At 57.2% G+C, this 15,899-nt stretch carries 17 protein-coding genes; 8 read left to right on the top strand and 9 right to left on the bottom strand.

The window, feature by feature from the left end:
- Positions 1 to 8: 8 nt before the first annotated feature.
- Together dprA and plsY are read right to left on the bottom strand one after the other, a co-directional pair.
- Positions 9 to 1,151: a DNA-processing protein DprA gene (gene dprA / locus AC0V60_RS04465; protein ID WP_486177320.1), complete on the bottom strand. Its 1,143-nt coding sequence runs from the start codon at positions 1,149 to 1,151 to the stop codon at positions 9 to 11.
- The gene (gene plsY / locus AC0V60_RS04460; RefSeq protein ID WP_486177319.1) at positions 1,135 to 1,731 is read right to left on the bottom strand and encodes a glycerol-3-phosphate 1-O-acyltransferase PlsY; all 597 of its coding nucleotides are present in this window, start codon (positions 1,729 to 1,731) and stop codon (positions 1,135 to 1,137) included. Before plsY ends, dprA begins: the two co-directional genes overlap by 17 nt.
- Positions 1,732 to 1,822: 91 nt before the next feature.
- On the opposite strand from plsY, the gene murI reads away from it, so the two are divergent.
- The 4 genes from murI to AC0V60_RS04440 all read left to right on the top strand — a co-directional run bounded on the left by murI (position 1,823) and on the right by AC0V60_RS04440 (position 5,743).
- Positions 1,823 to 2,647, top strand: a complete 825-nt coding sequence (gene murI / locus AC0V60_RS04455; protein ID WP_486179439.1) for a glutamate racemase — start codon at positions 1,823 to 1,825, stop codon at positions 2,645 to 2,647.
- A gap of 169 nt (positions 2,648 to 2,816) precedes the next feature.
- Complete coding sequence (gene hemA / locus AC0V60_RS04450) at positions 2,817 to 4,037, top strand: 5-aminolevulinate synthase (RefSeq protein ID WP_486177318.1); 1,221 nt, start codon at positions 2,817 to 2,819, stop codon at positions 4,035 to 4,037.
- Positions 4,038 to 4,100: 63 nt separating this feature from the next.
- The gene (locus AC0V60_RS04445; RefSeq protein ID WP_486177317.1) at positions 4,101 to 4,958 is read left to right on the top strand and encodes a TauD/TfdA dioxygenase family protein; all 858 of its coding nucleotides are present in this window, start codon (positions 4,101 to 4,103) and stop codon (positions 4,956 to 4,958) included.
- Between the two features lie 83 nt (positions 4,959 to 5,041).
- Positions 5,042 to 5,743, top strand: a complete 702-nt coding sequence (locus tag AC0V60_RS04440) for a nitroreductase (RefSeq protein ID WP_486177316.1) — start codon at positions 5,042 to 5,044, stop codon at positions 5,741 to 5,743.
- Positions 5,744 to 5,754: 11 nt separating this feature from the next.
- Here the strand turns inward: AC0V60_RS04440 and AC0V60_RS04435 are convergent, their stop codons facing one another.
- The 3 genes from AC0V60_RS04435 to AC0V60_RS04425 all read right to left on the bottom strand — a co-directional run bounded on the left by AC0V60_RS04435 (position 5,755) and on the right by AC0V60_RS04425 (position 8,797).
- A complete protein-coding gene (locus AC0V60_RS04435; RefSeq protein WP_486177315.1) occupies positions 5,755 to 6,828 on the bottom strand; it encodes a hypothetical protein in 1,074 nt (357 codons plus the stop codon).
- Positions 6,829 to 6,905: 77 nt separating this feature from the next.
- Positions 6,906 to 8,111, bottom strand: a complete 1,206-nt coding sequence (locus AC0V60_RS04430) for a type III PLP-dependent enzyme (RefSeq protein ID WP_486177314.1) — start codon at positions 8,109 to 8,111, stop codon at positions 6,906 to 6,908.
- Positions 8,112 to 8,263: 152 nt separating this feature from the next.
- Positions 8,264 to 8,797, bottom strand: a complete 534-nt coding sequence (locus tag AC0V60_RS04425; protein ID WP_486177313.1) for a LemA family protein — start codon at positions 8,795 to 8,797, stop codon at positions 8,264 to 8,266.
- A gap of 134 nt (positions 8,798 to 8,931) precedes the next feature.
- On the opposite strand from AC0V60_RS04425, the gene AC0V60_RS04420 reads away from it, so the two are divergent.
- Positions 8,932 to 9,906, top strand: a complete 975-nt coding sequence (locus AC0V60_RS04420; RefSeq protein WP_486177312.1) for a DUF3137 domain-containing protein — start codon at positions 8,932 to 8,934, stop codon at positions 9,904 to 9,906.
- A 17-nt stretch (positions 9,907 to 9,923) separates the two neighbouring features.
- On the opposite strand, the gene AC0V60_RS04415 is transcribed toward AC0V60_RS04420, so the two are convergent.
- The 3 genes from AC0V60_RS04415 to AC0V60_RS04405 all read right to left on the bottom strand — a co-directional run bounded on the left by AC0V60_RS04415 (position 9,924) and on the right by AC0V60_RS04405 (position 12,826).
- The gene (locus AC0V60_RS04415; RefSeq protein ID WP_486177311.1) at positions 9,924 to 11,099 is read right to left on the bottom strand and encodes a carboxynorspermidine decarboxylase; all 1,176 of its coding nucleotides are present in this window, start codon (positions 11,097 to 11,099) and stop codon (positions 9,924 to 9,926) included.
- Positions 11,100 to 11,160: 61 nt separating this feature from the next.
- Positions 11,161 to 11,547: a GxxExxY protein gene (locus AC0V60_RS04410; RefSeq protein WP_486177310.1), complete on the bottom strand. Its 387-nt coding sequence runs from the start codon at positions 11,545 to 11,547 to the stop codon at positions 11,161 to 11,163.
- 67 nt (positions 11,548 to 11,614) lie between these two features.
- A complete protein-coding gene (locus AC0V60_RS04405) occupies positions 11,615 to 12,826 on the bottom strand; it encodes a saccharopine dehydrogenase family protein (protein ID WP_486177309.1) in 1,212 nt (403 codons plus the stop codon).
- Positions 12,827 to 12,888: 62 nt separating this feature from the next.
- Between AC0V60_RS04405 and AC0V60_RS04400 the strand changes: the two genes are divergently transcribed.
- The 3 genes from AC0V60_RS04400 to AC0V60_RS04390 all read left to right on the top strand — a co-directional run bounded on the left by AC0V60_RS04400 (position 12,889) and on the right by AC0V60_RS04390 (position 14,845).
- Positions 12,889 to 13,833 carry a threonine ammonia-lyase gene (locus AC0V60_RS04400; protein ID WP_486177308.1) on the top strand — a complete coding sequence of 315 codons (945 nt, stop codon included), beginning with the start codon at positions 12,889 to 12,891 and terminating at the stop codon, positions 13,831 to 13,833.
- 85 nt (positions 13,834 to 13,918) lie between these two features.
- Complete coding sequence (locus AC0V60_RS04395; RefSeq protein ID WP_486177307.1) at positions 13,919 to 14,374, top strand: MAPEG family protein; 456 nt, start codon at positions 13,919 to 13,921, stop codon at positions 14,372 to 14,374.
- Between the two features lie 33 nt (positions 14,375 to 14,407).
- The gene (locus tag AC0V60_RS04390; protein ID WP_486177306.1) at positions 14,408 to 14,845 is read left to right on the top strand and encodes an MAPEG family protein; all 438 of its coding nucleotides are present in this window, start codon (positions 14,408 to 14,410) and stop codon (positions 14,843 to 14,845) included.
- A 51-nt stretch (positions 14,846 to 14,896) separates the two neighbouring features.
- Here the strand turns inward: AC0V60_RS04390 and trxB are convergent, their stop codons facing one another.
- Positions 14,897 to 15,862 carry a thioredoxin-disulfide reductase gene (trxB, locus tag AC0V60_RS04385; protein WP_486177305.1) on the bottom strand — a complete coding sequence of 322 codons (966 nt, stop codon included), beginning with the start codon at positions 15,860 to 15,862 and terminating at the stop codon, positions 14,897 to 14,899.
- Positions 15,863 to 15,899: the final 37 nt, after the last annotated feature.

Below are 15,899 nucleotides of genomic sequence, written 5' to 3'. Positions count from 1 at the left end.
TTAGCGTGTCAAAGTCGGCTCACCCCGCCATCCTCGTGGCGCTCCAGCTCCCCCGACAGCTCCAGTTCCAAAAGCACCATATGCACCATTGCAGGCTCCGCGCCAGATTGCCTGATCAGCTCATCCACACTGAGGGGTGCTTTGGTAAGAAGCCTGCCTATGGCGTCTGCCTCATCGCCTGATGCCTTGGCCTCGCCCCATTCAAGCTTGCTGAGTTCTTCGTAGTCGAATGTGGTCGGGTCTTCGGCGACGCGGTAGGTTGATCGCGGGGCTCCTGTAAAGGTCTCGAGCAGTTCAGTGACTTCCTCAGGCGTCGATACCAAAACCGCCCCATCGCGGATCAACTGATTGCACCCCTGCGAACGTGGATCGAGCGGGGAGCCGGGGATCGCCATGACTTCGCGCCCTGCCTCGCCTGCAAGCCTTGCGGTGATGAGCGAGCCTGAGCGCGGGGCGGCTTCCACCACCAAAGTGCCACTCGCAAGTCCTGCGATAATGCGGTTGCGGCTGGGGAAATGGCGACCGCGTGGTTCAGTGCCGGGAGGTTGTTCTGCGATCAGCAAGCCCTCGGTGGCGATCTTTTCTTGTAAATCCTTGTGCTGCGGCGGGTAAGCGATGTCGATGCCGCTGGCGATCACGCCAATCGTCTTGGGAAACGCCCCTTCATGCGCCGCGCCGTCGATCCCGCGCGCGAGACCGCTCACGACGGTGAGCCCAGCTTGGCTCAAACTTTGCGCAAATTCGCGCGCCAGCTTGGTCGCGGCCCCGCTCGCATTGCGCGCTCCGACCATGGCAACACAAGGCTCGCTTGCCAGTGCCAAATTGCCGCGGCAGGTGATGATGGGAGGCGCGCTGTCGATTTCGGCGAGAAGCGCGGGATAGTGGTCCTGATCGTGGAAAAGATAGCGCGCGCCTGAGGCGATAACGCCCTCAATTTCGCGCTCAATTTTGTCTTTGGGGGCAGGCCGATAGGCCTTCTTCCCCCTGGTTCCCAGTTCAGGCAAGCCGTCGATCGCATCAACCGCATTGCCAAAGCGTGCGAGCAGCTGGCGGTAGGAAACCGGGCCGATATTGGGCGAGCGCAAAAGACGGATGCGGGCGAAGGCTTCGGCCTGTGAGAGCCCCCCTCTTCGCTCATTTAGAGCCGCCAATCCTCGGCTCTTCGCCTTTAAACAAACGCCCGATATTTTCGCGGTGGAGATAAATGATGAGGCCAGCAATCGCCGCCAGAACGGGGAAGAACTGAGGAAAACCAAACAGAGGAGCCGCCGCCGCTGCCGCCACAACCGCGCTCATCCCGGCAAGGCTCGAGATGCGGAAAATGGCAAGCATGGAGAGCCAGATCAGCGCATAGGCCCCGCCAATCGCCCAAGCGAGCCCAAAGGACACGCCTGCATTGGTCGCAACGCCTTTTCCGCCTTTAAAGCCGAGCCAGACTGGATAGCAGTGTCCAATCACCGCCCCGCCCGCCGCAAAGGCTTTAGCCACGTCACCCATGTCGCCCGCCCAAATCAACCCGGCTGCAAAAACCGGCGCAAATCCTTTAAGCAAGTCGAGCAGCAAAGTGCCCGCAGCAAGCCCCTTATTTCCAGTGCGCAGCACATTGGTCGCGCCGATATTGCCAGAGCCAATTTCGCGCACATCGCCCATTCCGGCCGCTTTCGTGAGCAAAAGGCCAAAGGGGATTGAGCCGCACAGATATCCCAAAATCGCGGCAAGTATTGGTTCCATGATCCACTTTCTGCCGCAGCACGCAGCTTCCCTTTTTCAAATGCCTAAGTAATAGACCGCAGAAGCTCAAGTTCGCTAACGAGAAAAAACAATCGTTTCTGACCCATCCTCTCCCATTCTTTTCCTCGACACCGGTGTTGGCGGCCTCAGCGTGCTTGGCGAAGTGCGCAAAAGCCTTCCGCAGGCGCCGATCCTTTTTGCAGCCGATTATGCGGGCCAGCCTTACGGCCAAAAAACCGAGGCGCAGGTGGCAGCGCGCGTTGCGGGATTGCTGGGCCGGATGACCGAGCGATACCGCCCTCGCCTTGCCTGCATTGCCTGCAACACCGCCAGCACCATTGCGCTTGGCATGGTGCGCGAGGTTCTTGAGATACCGATTGTGGGCACCGTACCCGCGATCAAGCCTGCTGCTGAAAACACCCGCACAGGCGTCATCGGATTGCTGGGGACAGCAGGTACGATCCGGCAGCCTTATGTCGATGAGCTTGAGCGCGAATTTGCAGGCGGCACAACCCTGCTGCGCCATGCAGCCCCGGAGCTTGTCGGCGAAGCAGAAGCAAAACTGCGCGGGGGGAACCCTGACCGCACAGTGCTCGCGGCTGCCCTCAAAGCCCTGACACAAAACGATGACGCGCTCGCGCTCGCGCTCGATCACGTGATCCTCGGATGCACCCATTTCCCGCTTTTGCGCGAAGAGCTGGCCGATGTGGCTGTGCGCGATCTTGGCTGGTCTGCTGATGTGAAATTCATCGACGGCGCGGCAGGAATTGCCCGGCGCATTGCACATCTGCTGAGTGGTGAGAGCTTTGAGCGCAGCGGCTTCGACTTTGCGGTGACCACGGGTGATCTGGATCACTTTTTGACGCTCAAACCTGTGTTAGCGAGATACGGAATCGATCAGATTGAACGGTTTTAATCGCGAGCCATTCGCAAAGATCGCGGGTTTTCATCCGCGTCCCGACTGCTAAATAGCTCCTCAGAAACCTTTGGGCCATTGGCGGGTTATATGGTCCTGATAGCGATGAAGATTGGGCGTGGAAGAGCCGCATAGATGGCCAGCGTCTTTGGGATAAAGAACCTGTCATATGAATTACGACCAGATTTTTGATTCTGCGATTGACCGCCTACACGAAGAAGGCCGTTACCGCGTCTTCATCGACATTATGCGCAACAAAGGCGCCTATCCCAATGCGCGCTGTTTCCACGGCCACAATGGGCCAAAGCCGATCACCGTGTGGTGCTCCAACGACTACCTAGCCATGGGCCAGCACGATGTTGTGATCGGCGCGATGGAAGAGGCTCTGCACGACGTGGGCGCAGGGTCGGGCGGCACGCGCAATATTGGCGGCAACACCCACTACCACGTCGAGCTTGAGAAAGAGCTCGCCGAGCTCCACGGCAAAGAAGGCGCGCTGCTGTTCACCAGCGGCTATGTCTCCAATGATGCGACATTGTCGACGCTGGCGAAATTACTTCCCGGCTGCGTGATTTTCTCCGATGAATTGAACCACGCCAGCATGATCGCAGGCATTCGCAATTCGGGCTGCGAAAAGCGGGTGTTCCGCCACAACGACATGGCACACCTTGAAGAACTGCTCGCCGCAGAAGACCCTGCCACACCCAAGCTGATCGCATTTGAAAGCGTTTATTCCATGGACGGCGATGTTGCGCCGATCCATGCGATTTGTGACCTTGCCGAAAAATACAACGCCCTCACCTATATCGACGAAGTGCACGCGGTTGGCATGTATGGCGATCACGGCGGAGGTATCTCCGAACGCGACAACGCCGCCCACCGCATCGACATTATCGAAGGCACTTTGGGCAAAGCGTTTGGCGTGATGGGCGGATATATCACCGCCAGCACCAAGGTGATCGACTGCGTGCGTTCTTATGCGCCGGGCTTTATCTTCACCACATCGCTGTCGCCCGTTTTGGTCGCAGGTGTGCTCGCATCGGTGAAGCATCTCAAGAGTTCCAACGTAGAGCGCAACGCGCAGCAGCAGGCGGCTGCAACGCTTAAACTGCAATTTGCCGAAGCGGGCCTTCCGGTGATGGATTCGGTCACCCATATCGTGCCTTTGATGGTAGGCGACCCTGCCCGCGCCAAGAAAATCAGCGACATCCTGCTCGCCGAATACGGCGTCTATGTGCAGCCGATCAACTACCCCACAGTCCCCCGCGGAACAGAGCGCCTGCGCTTTACTCCGGGTCCGCATCACACCGAGGCGATGATGACCGAGCTGACCGAGGCGCTGGTCGAGATTTGGGACCGTCTGGATATTGAGCTGGCTGAAGCGGCCTAGGCCCCCCAGACTTGATCTACGCCCGTTAGCCATGCAAACTCCTTTCGAGAGAGGGAGAAACACATGGCCACCACATTCGACCGAGCAAAGCTCGACACAGGCGCGCTTGATATCAAGCCAATGACACCGGCGATTGGCGCTGAAATCCACGGGATTGATCTGGGAGCAGCGGACACGCCATCACGCATCCCTGAAATCCGCGCGGCGCTCCTTAAATACGGCGTCATTTTCTTCCGCGACCAAGACCTCACCCAAGAAGAGCACATCGCCTTTGCGCGTGAGTTCGGCGATCTTGAGGTCCACCCCGCCACACCTAAAGACCAACCGAATCCCGAAGTCCTGCGCATTGCTTATGGTCCCGACAGCAGGGGTCAGGAAAACTTCTGGCACTCGGACGTCACTTGGCGCGAAGAACCATCCTTGGGATCAATCCTGCTCGCACGCGAAGTGCCCGAATGCGGCGGCGACACCTGCTTTGCCAATATGCACCTCGCCTATGAACGCCTCAGCGAACAGATGAAGAGGTTTTGCGAGGGGCTAACGGCGGTCCACGATATCGCCCGCGTCTTTGCCGGGCGCATGGATAAAGCGCCCGCAGACCTCCACAAGAACTTCCCGCCCATGCGCCACCCCGTCATCCGCACCCATCCCGAAACGGGCGAGCGTGTGATCTACGTCAACACCGCCTTCACTTCGCACATAGAAGGGCTGTCCCGAGAGGAAAGCGCATGGTTGCTGGGTCATCTTTATGAAACCGCCAAAGACGCAGAGATCCAGTGCCGCTTCAAATGGCAGAAAGGCTCCATCGCGTTCTGGGACAACCGGGTGTGTCAGCATCTCGCCGTCTCCGATTATTTCCCAGCACGCCGCGCAATGGAACGGGTGACTATCGCAGGCGATAGGCCCTATTTCACCCCTTAGGCGGCGCTTTGCCGTAACGTCCTTTGCGCAGGGGCAAAGCTGCGCTAGCTCTCACCGACAAACACAATTCGGGAGAGCCTCACGTGGCCAATCAATACGGCGATGAAACACAAACTCACGCGCAAATAGTGAACGGGCGGCGCTCGGTCAGAGGCTACCTCGACAAGCCCGTGCCGCAAGAGCTGCTCGAGGAAGTGCTGGCCATGGCCATGCGCTCGCCTTCTTCAATGAACACGCAGCCTTATCACTGGCACGTTATTACCGGCGAGCCGCTCGACCGCATTCGCAAAGGCAACACCGAACGCATTCTCGCAGGCGAGCCCGACAGCCGCGAGTTCCGCAAAGGCCGCCCGTTCCAAGGCGTCCACCGCGACCGCCAAGTGGGCTGCGCGATCCAATTGTTCGAGGCGATGGGGATTGGCCGCGACGACAAGGAAAAACGCCAAGACTGGGTGCTGCGCGGCTTTCGCCAGTTCGACGCGCCCGTGTGCGTCATCATCACCTATGACAAAGAGCTTGAAGACGCAGACGACACCGTCTTTGACTGCGGAGCCGCCACAACGGCCCTGGTCAACGCCGCATGGTCCAAGGGCCTCGGCTGCGTGATTAATTCCCAAGGCATCATGCAAAGCCCCGTAGTGCGCGAACACGCTGGCATTCCAGACGATCAGGTCATCATGAAGGCGGTAGCGCTAGGCTGGCCCGACCCAGATTTTGCGGCCAACCCCGTGAAGATCACACGGCGGACGGTGGATGAAGCGGCGACGTTTGTGGGGTTTGAGTAAGAAAAATCCGTTTATGAAATTCGTTGATCTTCAACCATGGCGATTAGTGCATTCCTTGCCCTTCTCCATTCGCCAAGGTCGTCGGCTGGGATTGAATAGGCGTAAAAGCGACCTTGATGGATCTCCCATATCCGGCAAACGCCGTCGGAGTTATCGCTAATGTGCTCCCGGCAAACTGCCCAGCGCTCCAACTTTTCTGAAGTCGGCTCGCCCCAAAAGTGATAGGTAAACGCGCGCTCATCAACTGACGTTTGCCGGAAGCTTTGTGCCGCCTCAAGGCCGTGCAAAGTTTCGACTGCCCCAAAAGTCGTGAATGCCCTCGACCACGCCAATTTGTTGCGCATGTTCCAGCCCGCAGTGTGGCTTGCTCCCCCGGTTGATGTAGAGGAACTTGAGCTATGGCCCAAAAAACGATTGTGCTTAGGTACTATCTGCAAGAGCTTGATATCATGCGCGATTCCGATAGCGACGGTCTGGTCGTTGCTATGGCTTGATCGCAATGCGCGCCAAACTTCGCTAGCCGCTTCTCTCTCAGCTGAGCCTGGGTCGGACCTGACTTTAAAATAATCGGCAACGACGCAACCAGGGTCAATCTGCACATCTGCGCTAAAACCATCAACGCAGTACTTATATGCCAACGCGTGGGGTCTGGATTGCGTCAAACCGGGCGCAGTGCCCATATCCAATCCGCTCTGATCCCAAGCGACCTTATAGATCGAACCGTCAAATGCCCATTCATGATGCTCTGGCCAAGGTTCTCGATCGATGATGAGGTAACCAATTCCCGCTAACCAAAGGCCCAAGAAGCCGCCAGTCACAGCTTTGATCGGCATGCTTTTGCCCATCCGTTGTGCGAACCAATAAGCGAGCATGAGCACAACTAGGCCGGTGAAGAACGACGTGAGCGCTCCAAAGGTCAAAAGGCCGAAGAAGGCATCGGTGTAAGGATGATAGAACTGTCCAACGCCCACACCGATAAAGCCGAAAGCGGACAGCATCGCACCGAAAACAAGCCCGGCCGCCGCGACAAAACGCCAGACCCGATTGGGCCGCGTGAGATCCTCACCCGCTCTGTAATTGGCCATTGCTGCAATCCACCCTCATACTTTGAGAGCGGGCTTAAGCGATTGTCATCAAAGATATATGAACGCGCCTATGTGCCCTACCGCAAGCTCACCACATTGTCGCTCGCCTCGCGTCTGCGCGAGCCATCGAACAGGCTCATCATCGGCTCGTCCGCGACGGTCACAACTTCGGCATCGCCAAAGCCGTTAAAGCCGGTCTTCATCGCCGCGCCGTATGCACCGAGCATGCCGATCTCGATGTAGTCACCGGCCTGAATGTCCGCCGGAAGCTCGAAAGGCCCTGCCATATAGTCCGCGTCATCGCAGGTTGGGCCATAGAAGGAGAAGTCCTCAAGCGGCTGGATGAGATCGTCTTCAAGCGCTGTCACAGGAAAGCGCCAGCCCACATGCGCCGCGTCATAAAGCGCGCCGTATGCGCCGTCATTGATGTAAAGCTCGGTCCCCCGGCGTTTGTCGACACTGACGATCATGCTTGAGTATTCGGACGCAAGCGCCCTGCCCGGCTCGCACCACAGCTCTGCATTGTAAGCGATGGGGAGCGCTTCGAAATGCTTGGAGATCAGCGCGAAGTAATCTTCTAGCGGAGGCGGTTCCATGTCGGGATAGATGCTGGGGAAACCACCGCCCACATCCACCATGTCGATCACAACGCTTGCCTCGGCAATCGCGGCTCTGGTGCGGTCGAGCGCTTGCACGAAGGCAAACGGCGTCATTGCCTGAGAGCCCACGTGGAAACACACGCCCAGCCAATCGCAATGCTGGCGCGCGGCTTGGAGGAGTTCGGGAGCGTCTGTGAGGTCGCAGCCGAACTTGGCGGCTAGGCTCAGCTCGGCATATTCGCTCGACACGCGGATACGCACGCACAGGCGAAGGTCTTGCGCAGGCGCGCCCGTTTCAGGGTCCTTGCAGGCCTCCACGATCTTCTCGAGCTCTTCCATCGTATCGAGGCTGAATGTTCGCACGCCGTGCTGGTGATAGGCCTCCGCAACCGCGCGGCGGCGCTTGATCGGGTGCATAAAGCACAATTCCGCCTCAGGCAGAGCCTCGCGCACCAGACGCACCTCTGCAATCGAGGCGACATCGTAATGGGTCACGCCCGCCTCCCACAGCACCTGAATAAGATCAGGCGCAGGGTTCGCTTTCACCGCATAGAGCACTTTGCCTGGAAATTTTTCGACAAAGAAACGCGCTGCGCGGCGCGCTGCGTGCGGACGGTTGAGAATAATGGGTTCGTCGGGCTCTAGGGCCCGCGCTACAGCCTTGGCATCGGGATAAACGTACAACTCAAGGGACCTCCTAAAACGGTTCGCAAACCGTAAGCGTGTCAACAGGGCCGCCGCGTGGTATTGTCCCTTGAGGCAGCAAGGTCGCGGCTATAGTGTTAATCCGCGCCCACGCAATCAAAAAGCACAGGGCAGGCGCTGGTTCCTGACAATCAGAACGCGACCTGAGGTGCCTGATCGACCGTGCCCATTTCGCTATCGTCGAGTCGAGCGAAATCGGCTTTTTTAAACCCGAGCGCACCGGCGAAGATGATTGCGGGAAACGCTTCTCGCGCTGTGTTGAATCGCGCGACAGCGGCATTCAGTGCACGGCGGGCAGCAGCCAGCTTGTCCTCTGTCTCGGCCAACTCGCGCTGAAGCTCTTGAAAATTAGTGTTAGCTTTAAGCTCTGGATACGCCTCACCCAGCGCCAGCAAACGGTCGAGCGAGAGCTTTAGCCGCTGCTCGCTGCCAGAACTCGGCTCGCCTGACGTCGCCGCGTTGCGTGCCGTAATCACACTGTCGAGCGTTTCTCTCTCATGAGTAGCGTAGCCTTGCACTGTTTTCACCAAATTAGGGATCAGATCGTGGCGCTGACGCAATTGCGCGTCTATGTCAGCTACGCCCTGATGCACGTTTTGGCGCAGCGCGACCAAGCGGTTGTAAATGCCGATGACGAGGAAAATCATGCCGAGCGTGATCACCACCGCCGTTATGCCCCAGAACCCTTCAAAAATCGCAGTCATAAAAACCCTGTCCTTTACCTCAATTGTTCCAAGATTAACGCTGATTGATTAAGGGAAAAGCACTTTATATGCGTTAGCAATTGGAGGAGTTCAGTGTGGCGCTACATGTCGATGTAAGCAAGCTAATGCAGGGAGAGCTGGGAAGCTGGCTCGACGAGCGCCAAAGCATGCGTAGTGAAGCCAAAAATAAGGCGAATTGGCGCTGGGCTCTATCTGCCGCGGTCGTAATACCGCTATTTGCGTTGCTTTGGTTTGTTACCAATTGGGATGCCGATTTAGAACGCGCCGTTGGTTTCGTCGCTGCCGCTGGCGGTTACACTTGGGGCTTTATACCCATCTATCGAGCAAAACGCGAAATCAAAATCGGTATCAATTCCGCGATCGCGCGCGAGTTGGGTATAGAATATCAATCTTTCGTATCACCTGGAGACGAACTCAACGTGGCGATGCGATATGGATTGTTTAAGCGTTTCGAACATAGCGAGCTAGAAGATCAGTGGTTTGGCGTGGTCGAAGGACATTCCTTTCGGCTCTACGAGGCTCACTTGGAAACGGACAAAAACTGGAAGAATCAGAAGAGTACCAACTCACATCGTAAAACCATATTTCGCGGTGTAATTATCCAACTGGAGTTTGGACGGAAGTTCCGCTCAACCACGCTCCTTCAGCGCGCGGGCAAACATAAAAAATGGTTTGGCATCGGGGGCCGCGCCGATCACGCGCATTTCGATGGTCATCGGCTCGAATATATCGATCAGGTACACCCAGCGTTTGAAGATACGTTTGAAGTGTGGAGCGATGATCAGGTCGAGGCTCGTGTGCTGGTCGACCCCAGCTATGTCGAAAAGTTGATTGAGATCGAACGCGCATTCAAAGGCGCTGCGGTTCGTGCGATATTCGATAAGGGCGAAGTGGTGATAGCAATCGACACGAAAAAGAACTTGTTTGAAAGCGGCCATATCAATTCAACGGGCGACCGCCAACGCGCCGAAAGAACCGCCAAGCAATTTGCTTCACTGGCCAACCTGGCGCTAGCGTTTAATAAGCTAGAGCGCGGCCGGGGGCTCTAACCGCTCAACCCAGAATCTTAACTAAGCCGGTCGCGGAAGTCTTCATATTCGAAGCGTTTGACGCATTCGAGCGCGTCTGTGTCTGAATCCCATAGGTAGATCGAGGGAAGCTGCACGCCGTTGAAGGTGTTGGTTTTCACCATCGAATAATGCGCCTGATCAAGAAAGGCGAAGCGCGCGCCGGGTTCTGCTGGCACGGGCAGGCGGTAATCACCGATCACATCGCCAGCGAGGCACGATGGCCCGCCAAGGCGAATGGGCACGCTGTCATCGGTGAGTTCGCCGAGCATAGCGGGGCGGTACGGCGCTTCGAGCACGTCGGGCATATGGCAAGTGGCTGACACGTCCGCGATGCCGATGGGCACTTCGTTAAAGCCTGTGTCGAGGAGCGTGCCCACGAGGATGCCCGCATCCAGAGCCACCGCCTCGCCGGGTTCAAGGATGATTTCTGCGCCGGTGTCTTCGGCCGCGTCTTTCAAGAACTCGATCAACTCGCCGCGCTCATAGTCAGCCCGCGTGATATGGTGTCCGCCGCCCATATTGATCCATTTGAGCTGGCCAAACCATGGCTCAATCGCGTCAAACACCCGGTCCCATGTCTGGCGCAGCGGCTCAAAGGTCTGCTCGCACAGATTGTGGAAGTGGATGCCTTCGACGCCTTCCATGTGCTCTTCCGTGAGCTGGTCGATGGGAAAGCCGAGGCGCGAACCTGGAGCGCTGGGGTCGTATTTGGCGACTTCGCCGGTTGCGACCATGGGGTTGAGGCGCAGGCCCACAGATACGTCGCCGCCTGTGACCGCCGCTTGATCGAGGATGAGCGCCGCGCGCTTCATTTGGGCGGGCGAGTTGAAGATCACATGGTCAGAAAGACGGCAAATCTCGTCCAATTCCTCCGGCTTGAAAGCGGCGGAGTAGGTCGCGATTTCACCGTCGTAGAATTCGGATGCAAGCCGCGCTTCCCACAGGCCGCTGGTGGAAACGCCATCGAGATATTCGCCCATGATGTGAGCTACCGAGTGCATGGAGAACGCCTTAAGCGCGGCAAAAACCTTGCACCCGGCTTCATCGCGAATATCGGCTAGGATTTGGCAGTTGGAGCGGATTTTGGCAGCGTCCACGACGAACGCGGGGCTCTCGACGCGGTTTAGATCGAAGTGGGCGAATGCGCCCGGGTTTCCGGCTTGGGTTTGCATTTGGCTTTGCTCTTTATTGTTTCTCGCAGAGACGCAGAGAAAAGAGAGACGCTGAGAAGTGTCAGCGCGTGTTGTATTCGTTGGCGACGCGGCGGATGCCGTCCTTCATTGTGGCATGGTTGAAATTGAGTAGCAGCCCTACGGGCTGTTTGAGAAGCCGCAGATAAGTAAGCAATTGTCGGATGTGGGTCTGGCTCAGGCGCTCGACCGCTTTGATTTCTAGGACAAGGCGTCCATCAACCAGAATATCGAGCCGGAAGGCGGGATCAAACATCTGGCCATCAAACTCAACCGGAACGGCCAGTTGACGAGCAACTTTGAGCCCTCGCGCCTCTAACCGTCCTGCAAGGACGGCTTCATACACATTCTCGAAAAGACCCGGGCCGAGCTCGCGGTGAATAGCAATACATTCGTCAATGACGATCCCTGAAAGCTCATCAATCTCCAAGACCTCTCCTCCACTTCTCTTTCACTTCTCCGCGTCTCTCTTTCCTCCGCGCCTCTGCGAGAAACACCTAAAACCCAACCGGCCCATCAAGCTCTTTCACCTGCCAAGGCAGGCCGTGCGCATTGAGCATCTCCATAAAGGGATCAGGGTCCATCTCTTCCATATTGAAGACCCCCTGCCCTTCCCAAATCCCCTGCACCATCATCGCAGCACCAATCATCGCAGGCACGCCGGTGGTGTAGCTTACCGCTTGGTTGCCGGTTTCCTCGAACGCTGCTTCGTGGGAGCAGATGTTGTTGATGTAGAAGGTCTTCTCGCCTGATCCATCGAGCGCTTCGCCTGTCGCGATACAGCCGATATTAGTGTTGCCCTTGGTGGTCTCGCCCAGCGTTTCAGGCTTGGGCAGAACGGCGGCGAGGAATTGCAGCGGGATGATGTCTTTGCCCTGATAGCGGATTGGCTCGATGCCGGTCATGCCCACATTCTGAAGCACGGTGAGGTGCTTGATGTACTCATCGCCAAACGTCATCCAAAAGCGCGCGCGCTCGATTTCAGGATTGAATTTGGCAAGGCTTTCAAGCTCCTCGTGATACATGAGATAAGCTTGCCGCGTGCCCACTTCATCGAAATCGAACGGGGTTGAAACCTGCATGGCAGGGGTTTCCACCCATTCGCCGTTCTCCCAATGCCTCGCCGGAGCGGTCACTTCGCGGATGTTGATTTCCGGGTTGAAGTTGGTGGCAAACGCCTGTCCGTGATCGCCGCCATTGCAGTCCAGAATGTCGAGCGTGCGAATTGTCTTGAGCTTATGTTTCTTCAGCCACATGGTAAAAACGCTGGTGACACCCGGATCAAATCCGCTGCCAAGCAAAGCCATCAAACCAGCGTCCTTAAAGCGGTCGTGATAGGCCCACTGCCAATGATACTCGAATTTCGCCTCGTCCTTGGGCTCGTAATTGGCGGTGTCGAGGTAATGCGCGCCAGCCTCCAAACACGCATCCATGATCGGCAAATCCTGATAGGGCAGCGCGAGGTTCACCACATGGGTCACGCCGATGCGCTTGAGAAGGTTCACCATCGCGGGCACTTCTTCAGCGTCGATCTCATAGGTCGGCACCATCACACCGGTGCGCTCTTTCACTGAGGCCGCAATCGCATCACATTTAGCAAGAGTACGGCTGGCCAAGTGGATTTCGTGAAATATCTTTGAATTCATCGCCATCTTGTGGACGCAAACCGAGCTCACGCCCCCTGCCCCGACCACCAATACCTTTGACATAATTACGGCCTTTCAAATTCGAATCTTGCGCGTCCTTTAGTAGAATGCGTTAAGGGCTACAAATGATCCGAACACCTACACAAGACGGCGTTCTTGCAGCCGCCAGAAGCATCGCTTCGATATTGCCTCCGACACCTCTTTTGCCGATTGAGATTGGCGGGGTGCGCGCGCATGCAAAAGCAGAAAACCTCCAGCCCATTGGCGCGTTCAAGATACGCGGCGGATGGTGGCGGCTTTCCAATCTCACAGAGGAAGAACGCAAAGCAGGAGTGGTCGCGGTATCGTCAGGCAATCATGCGCAAGGTGTTGCATGGGCCGCCAAGAGGCTGGGGATCAAGGCGACCATCGTTATGCCGCGCGATGCGCCCGAAGTGAAGCTGGTGAACACAAAGGCGCTTGGCGCTGAGGTTGTCCTTTATGATCGGCCCGGAGAAGACCGTGACGCCGTGGCTGCCGATCTGATTAAGACGCGGGGCGGCACGCTGGTTCATGCATTTGGCGATCCGTGGGTGATCGAAGGGCAAGGCTCTGCCGGGATAGAGGCCGCGCAGCAATTGGGCTCCGCCCCGCTGCGCTTTGTCGCATGTTGCGGCGGCGGGGGCCTTGCTGCGGGCCTTGCGCTTGGCTGCCCGGATGCGGCCGTGCATGTCGCCGAGCCTGAAGGTTGGGACATGGTGGGTCAGGCCCTTCGCAAAGGCCAAATTGTCCACGCCGGGCAAGATGCGCCTAAGACGATTTGCGATGCACTCCAGCCCGCAGCGACCAAAGCGCTGAATCTTGGTCTGCTGAAAGACCGTATAGAATCCGCTGTCACGGTAACAGATGACGAGGTGCGCGAGGCTCAGCGCTGGGCCTTTGCAAACCTGCGGTTGGTTACCGAACCAGGAGGCGCGGCAGCGCTGGCCGCGGTGATTGCGGGCAAGGTTCCGGTCGATAAAGGTACGGTCATCATGATCACCGGAGGCAATGCCGACCCTGATATCTTTGCCCAAACTATCGGGGCCTGATCCCCAAGAACGCTCAGGACAAGTTTGACAATCTCCCGCGCCTATCTCAGGAATGGCGTCAAAACCGGGTTAGAGGGATCGTGTTATGCAAGCTCAAATGCTCGCGCCTGCTGCCGTATTGGTGGTCTGGACGCTTATCGTGCTGCTGTGGATTGTCCCGGTGCGTTTCGGTGCAATTGCCAAAGTCGAAGACAAATCGGTCTTCACCGGCAAACAAGGCGGGCGCGGTCAGGACCTGGAAGGCAAAATCCCCGACAAAGCAAATTGGCCAGCGCACAACCACGCGCACCTGCACGAACAACCCACGCTATTCTACGCGGTGAGCGTCATTCTCGCACTTATGGGAGCTGGCGCCATCGACGTGATGTTGGCGTGGATTTATGTTGCGGTAAGGATCGTGCATTCCCTGTGGCAGATCTTGATCAATAAATTGCCGGTTCGTTTTGGCCTGTTTCTGGTCAGTTCAATTGTTCTCATCGTTTTGGCTGTGCGCGCAGTGCTCGCTACCGCTTTTGCCGATCCCGGCCTGGCGCCGCAATAAGTTAGAAGGACCAATTATGATTGGCATTTACCTATGATTGGAATGCAAATTCTCGCCCCAGCGGTCGCGCTGATGATTTGGACCATGGTGATGTGGGTGTGGATGTACGCCACGCGCATTCCTGCGATGAGCAAAGCGCCAGACATCCCCGATCCTGCCAAAATGGTGGGTACAGTCGGTCCAGAGCTAAGGGAAAAATTGCCCGAAAAAGTGAATTGGAAAGCGGACAATTACAATCATCTGCACGAAGCGCCCACGCTGTTTTACGCAGCCGCGATTGTGCTTGCGATCCTTGGTCAGGGAGACGGAATGAACGCGTTTCTTGCATGGATTTATACCGGTCTGCGCATTGCGCACAGCCTTGTGCAAGTCACTGCAAACCGCGTCATGGTCCGCTTTGTGCTGTTCGCATTGTCTAGCGTTATTTTGATCGTGCTGATCGCAAAAGCTGCGATGATTGTTTTCGTCTAAGACGACTAGATTTTGAACGACTAAAGGGGGCGGCCTGCAGGCCGCCCCTATTTATTCGGCCGCCTCGCGTGCGTCTTCAAGAGTTGCGAGGAAGCGCTCTGCGTCAAGCGCCGCCATACAGCCCATTCCCGCCGCGGTGACCGCTTGGCGATAAACGGCATCGGTCACATCGCCTGCTGCAAAGACGCCGGGGATTGAGGTTTTGGGCGTGCCGGGCTCAACCGACAGATACTTGCCGGAGTGCATTGCGAGCTTGCCTTCGAACAATTCGGTCGCTGGCGCATGGCCGATCGCCACAAACGCGCCGTCCACCTCGAGGGTGGAGTTTTCCCCCGTCACCGTGTCTTTCAAATTGAGGTGGCCAAGCGAACCGTCCTCGCCCGCTTCAAAGCTTTCAACCTGCTTGTTCCAAAGCACGTTGATCTTGTCCGACTTGAACACGCGCTCTTGAAGGATTTTTTCCGCGCGAAATTCATCGCGGCGGTGGATCACGGTCACATCATCGGAGTGGTTGGTGAGGTAAAGCGCCTCTTCGACAGCGGTGTTGCCGCCACCGATCACCGCAACCTTCTTGCCGCGATAGAAGAAGCCGTCACAGGTTGCGCAGGCCGATACGCCTTTGCCGCCAAGCGCCTCTTCGCCGGGTGCGCCAAGCCACTTGGCCTGCGCGCCGGTCGCAATCACTATGGTGTCTGCAATATACTCATCGCCGCTGTCTGCGACCGCGCGAAACGGTGAGCCATTGTCGAGATCAACCTCGGTGATGATGTCGTACATCATGCGCGTGCCAACACTTTCAGCCTGCGCCTTCATCTCTTCCATCATCCAGGGGCCCTGGACTACGTCGCGGTAGCCGGGGTAATTTTCGACATCGGTGGTGATGGTCAGCTGACCGCCGGGTTGAAGGCCCTGCACCACAATCGGTTCAAGCATAGCGCGCGCCGCGTAAATCGCAGCCGAATAGCCAGCAGGGCCCGAACCAATGATGAGCATTTTTGTGCGGTGGGTGGTAGCCATAAGTTGTCTCTTAAATTTGCATCTGTGTTGGCAATGA

Source organism: Erythrobacter sp. S259 (assembly GCF_057364965.1).
The sequence above is the reverse complement of the archived record's forward strand: the minus strand, read 5'-3'. Positions and strand labels throughout refer to the sequence as shown.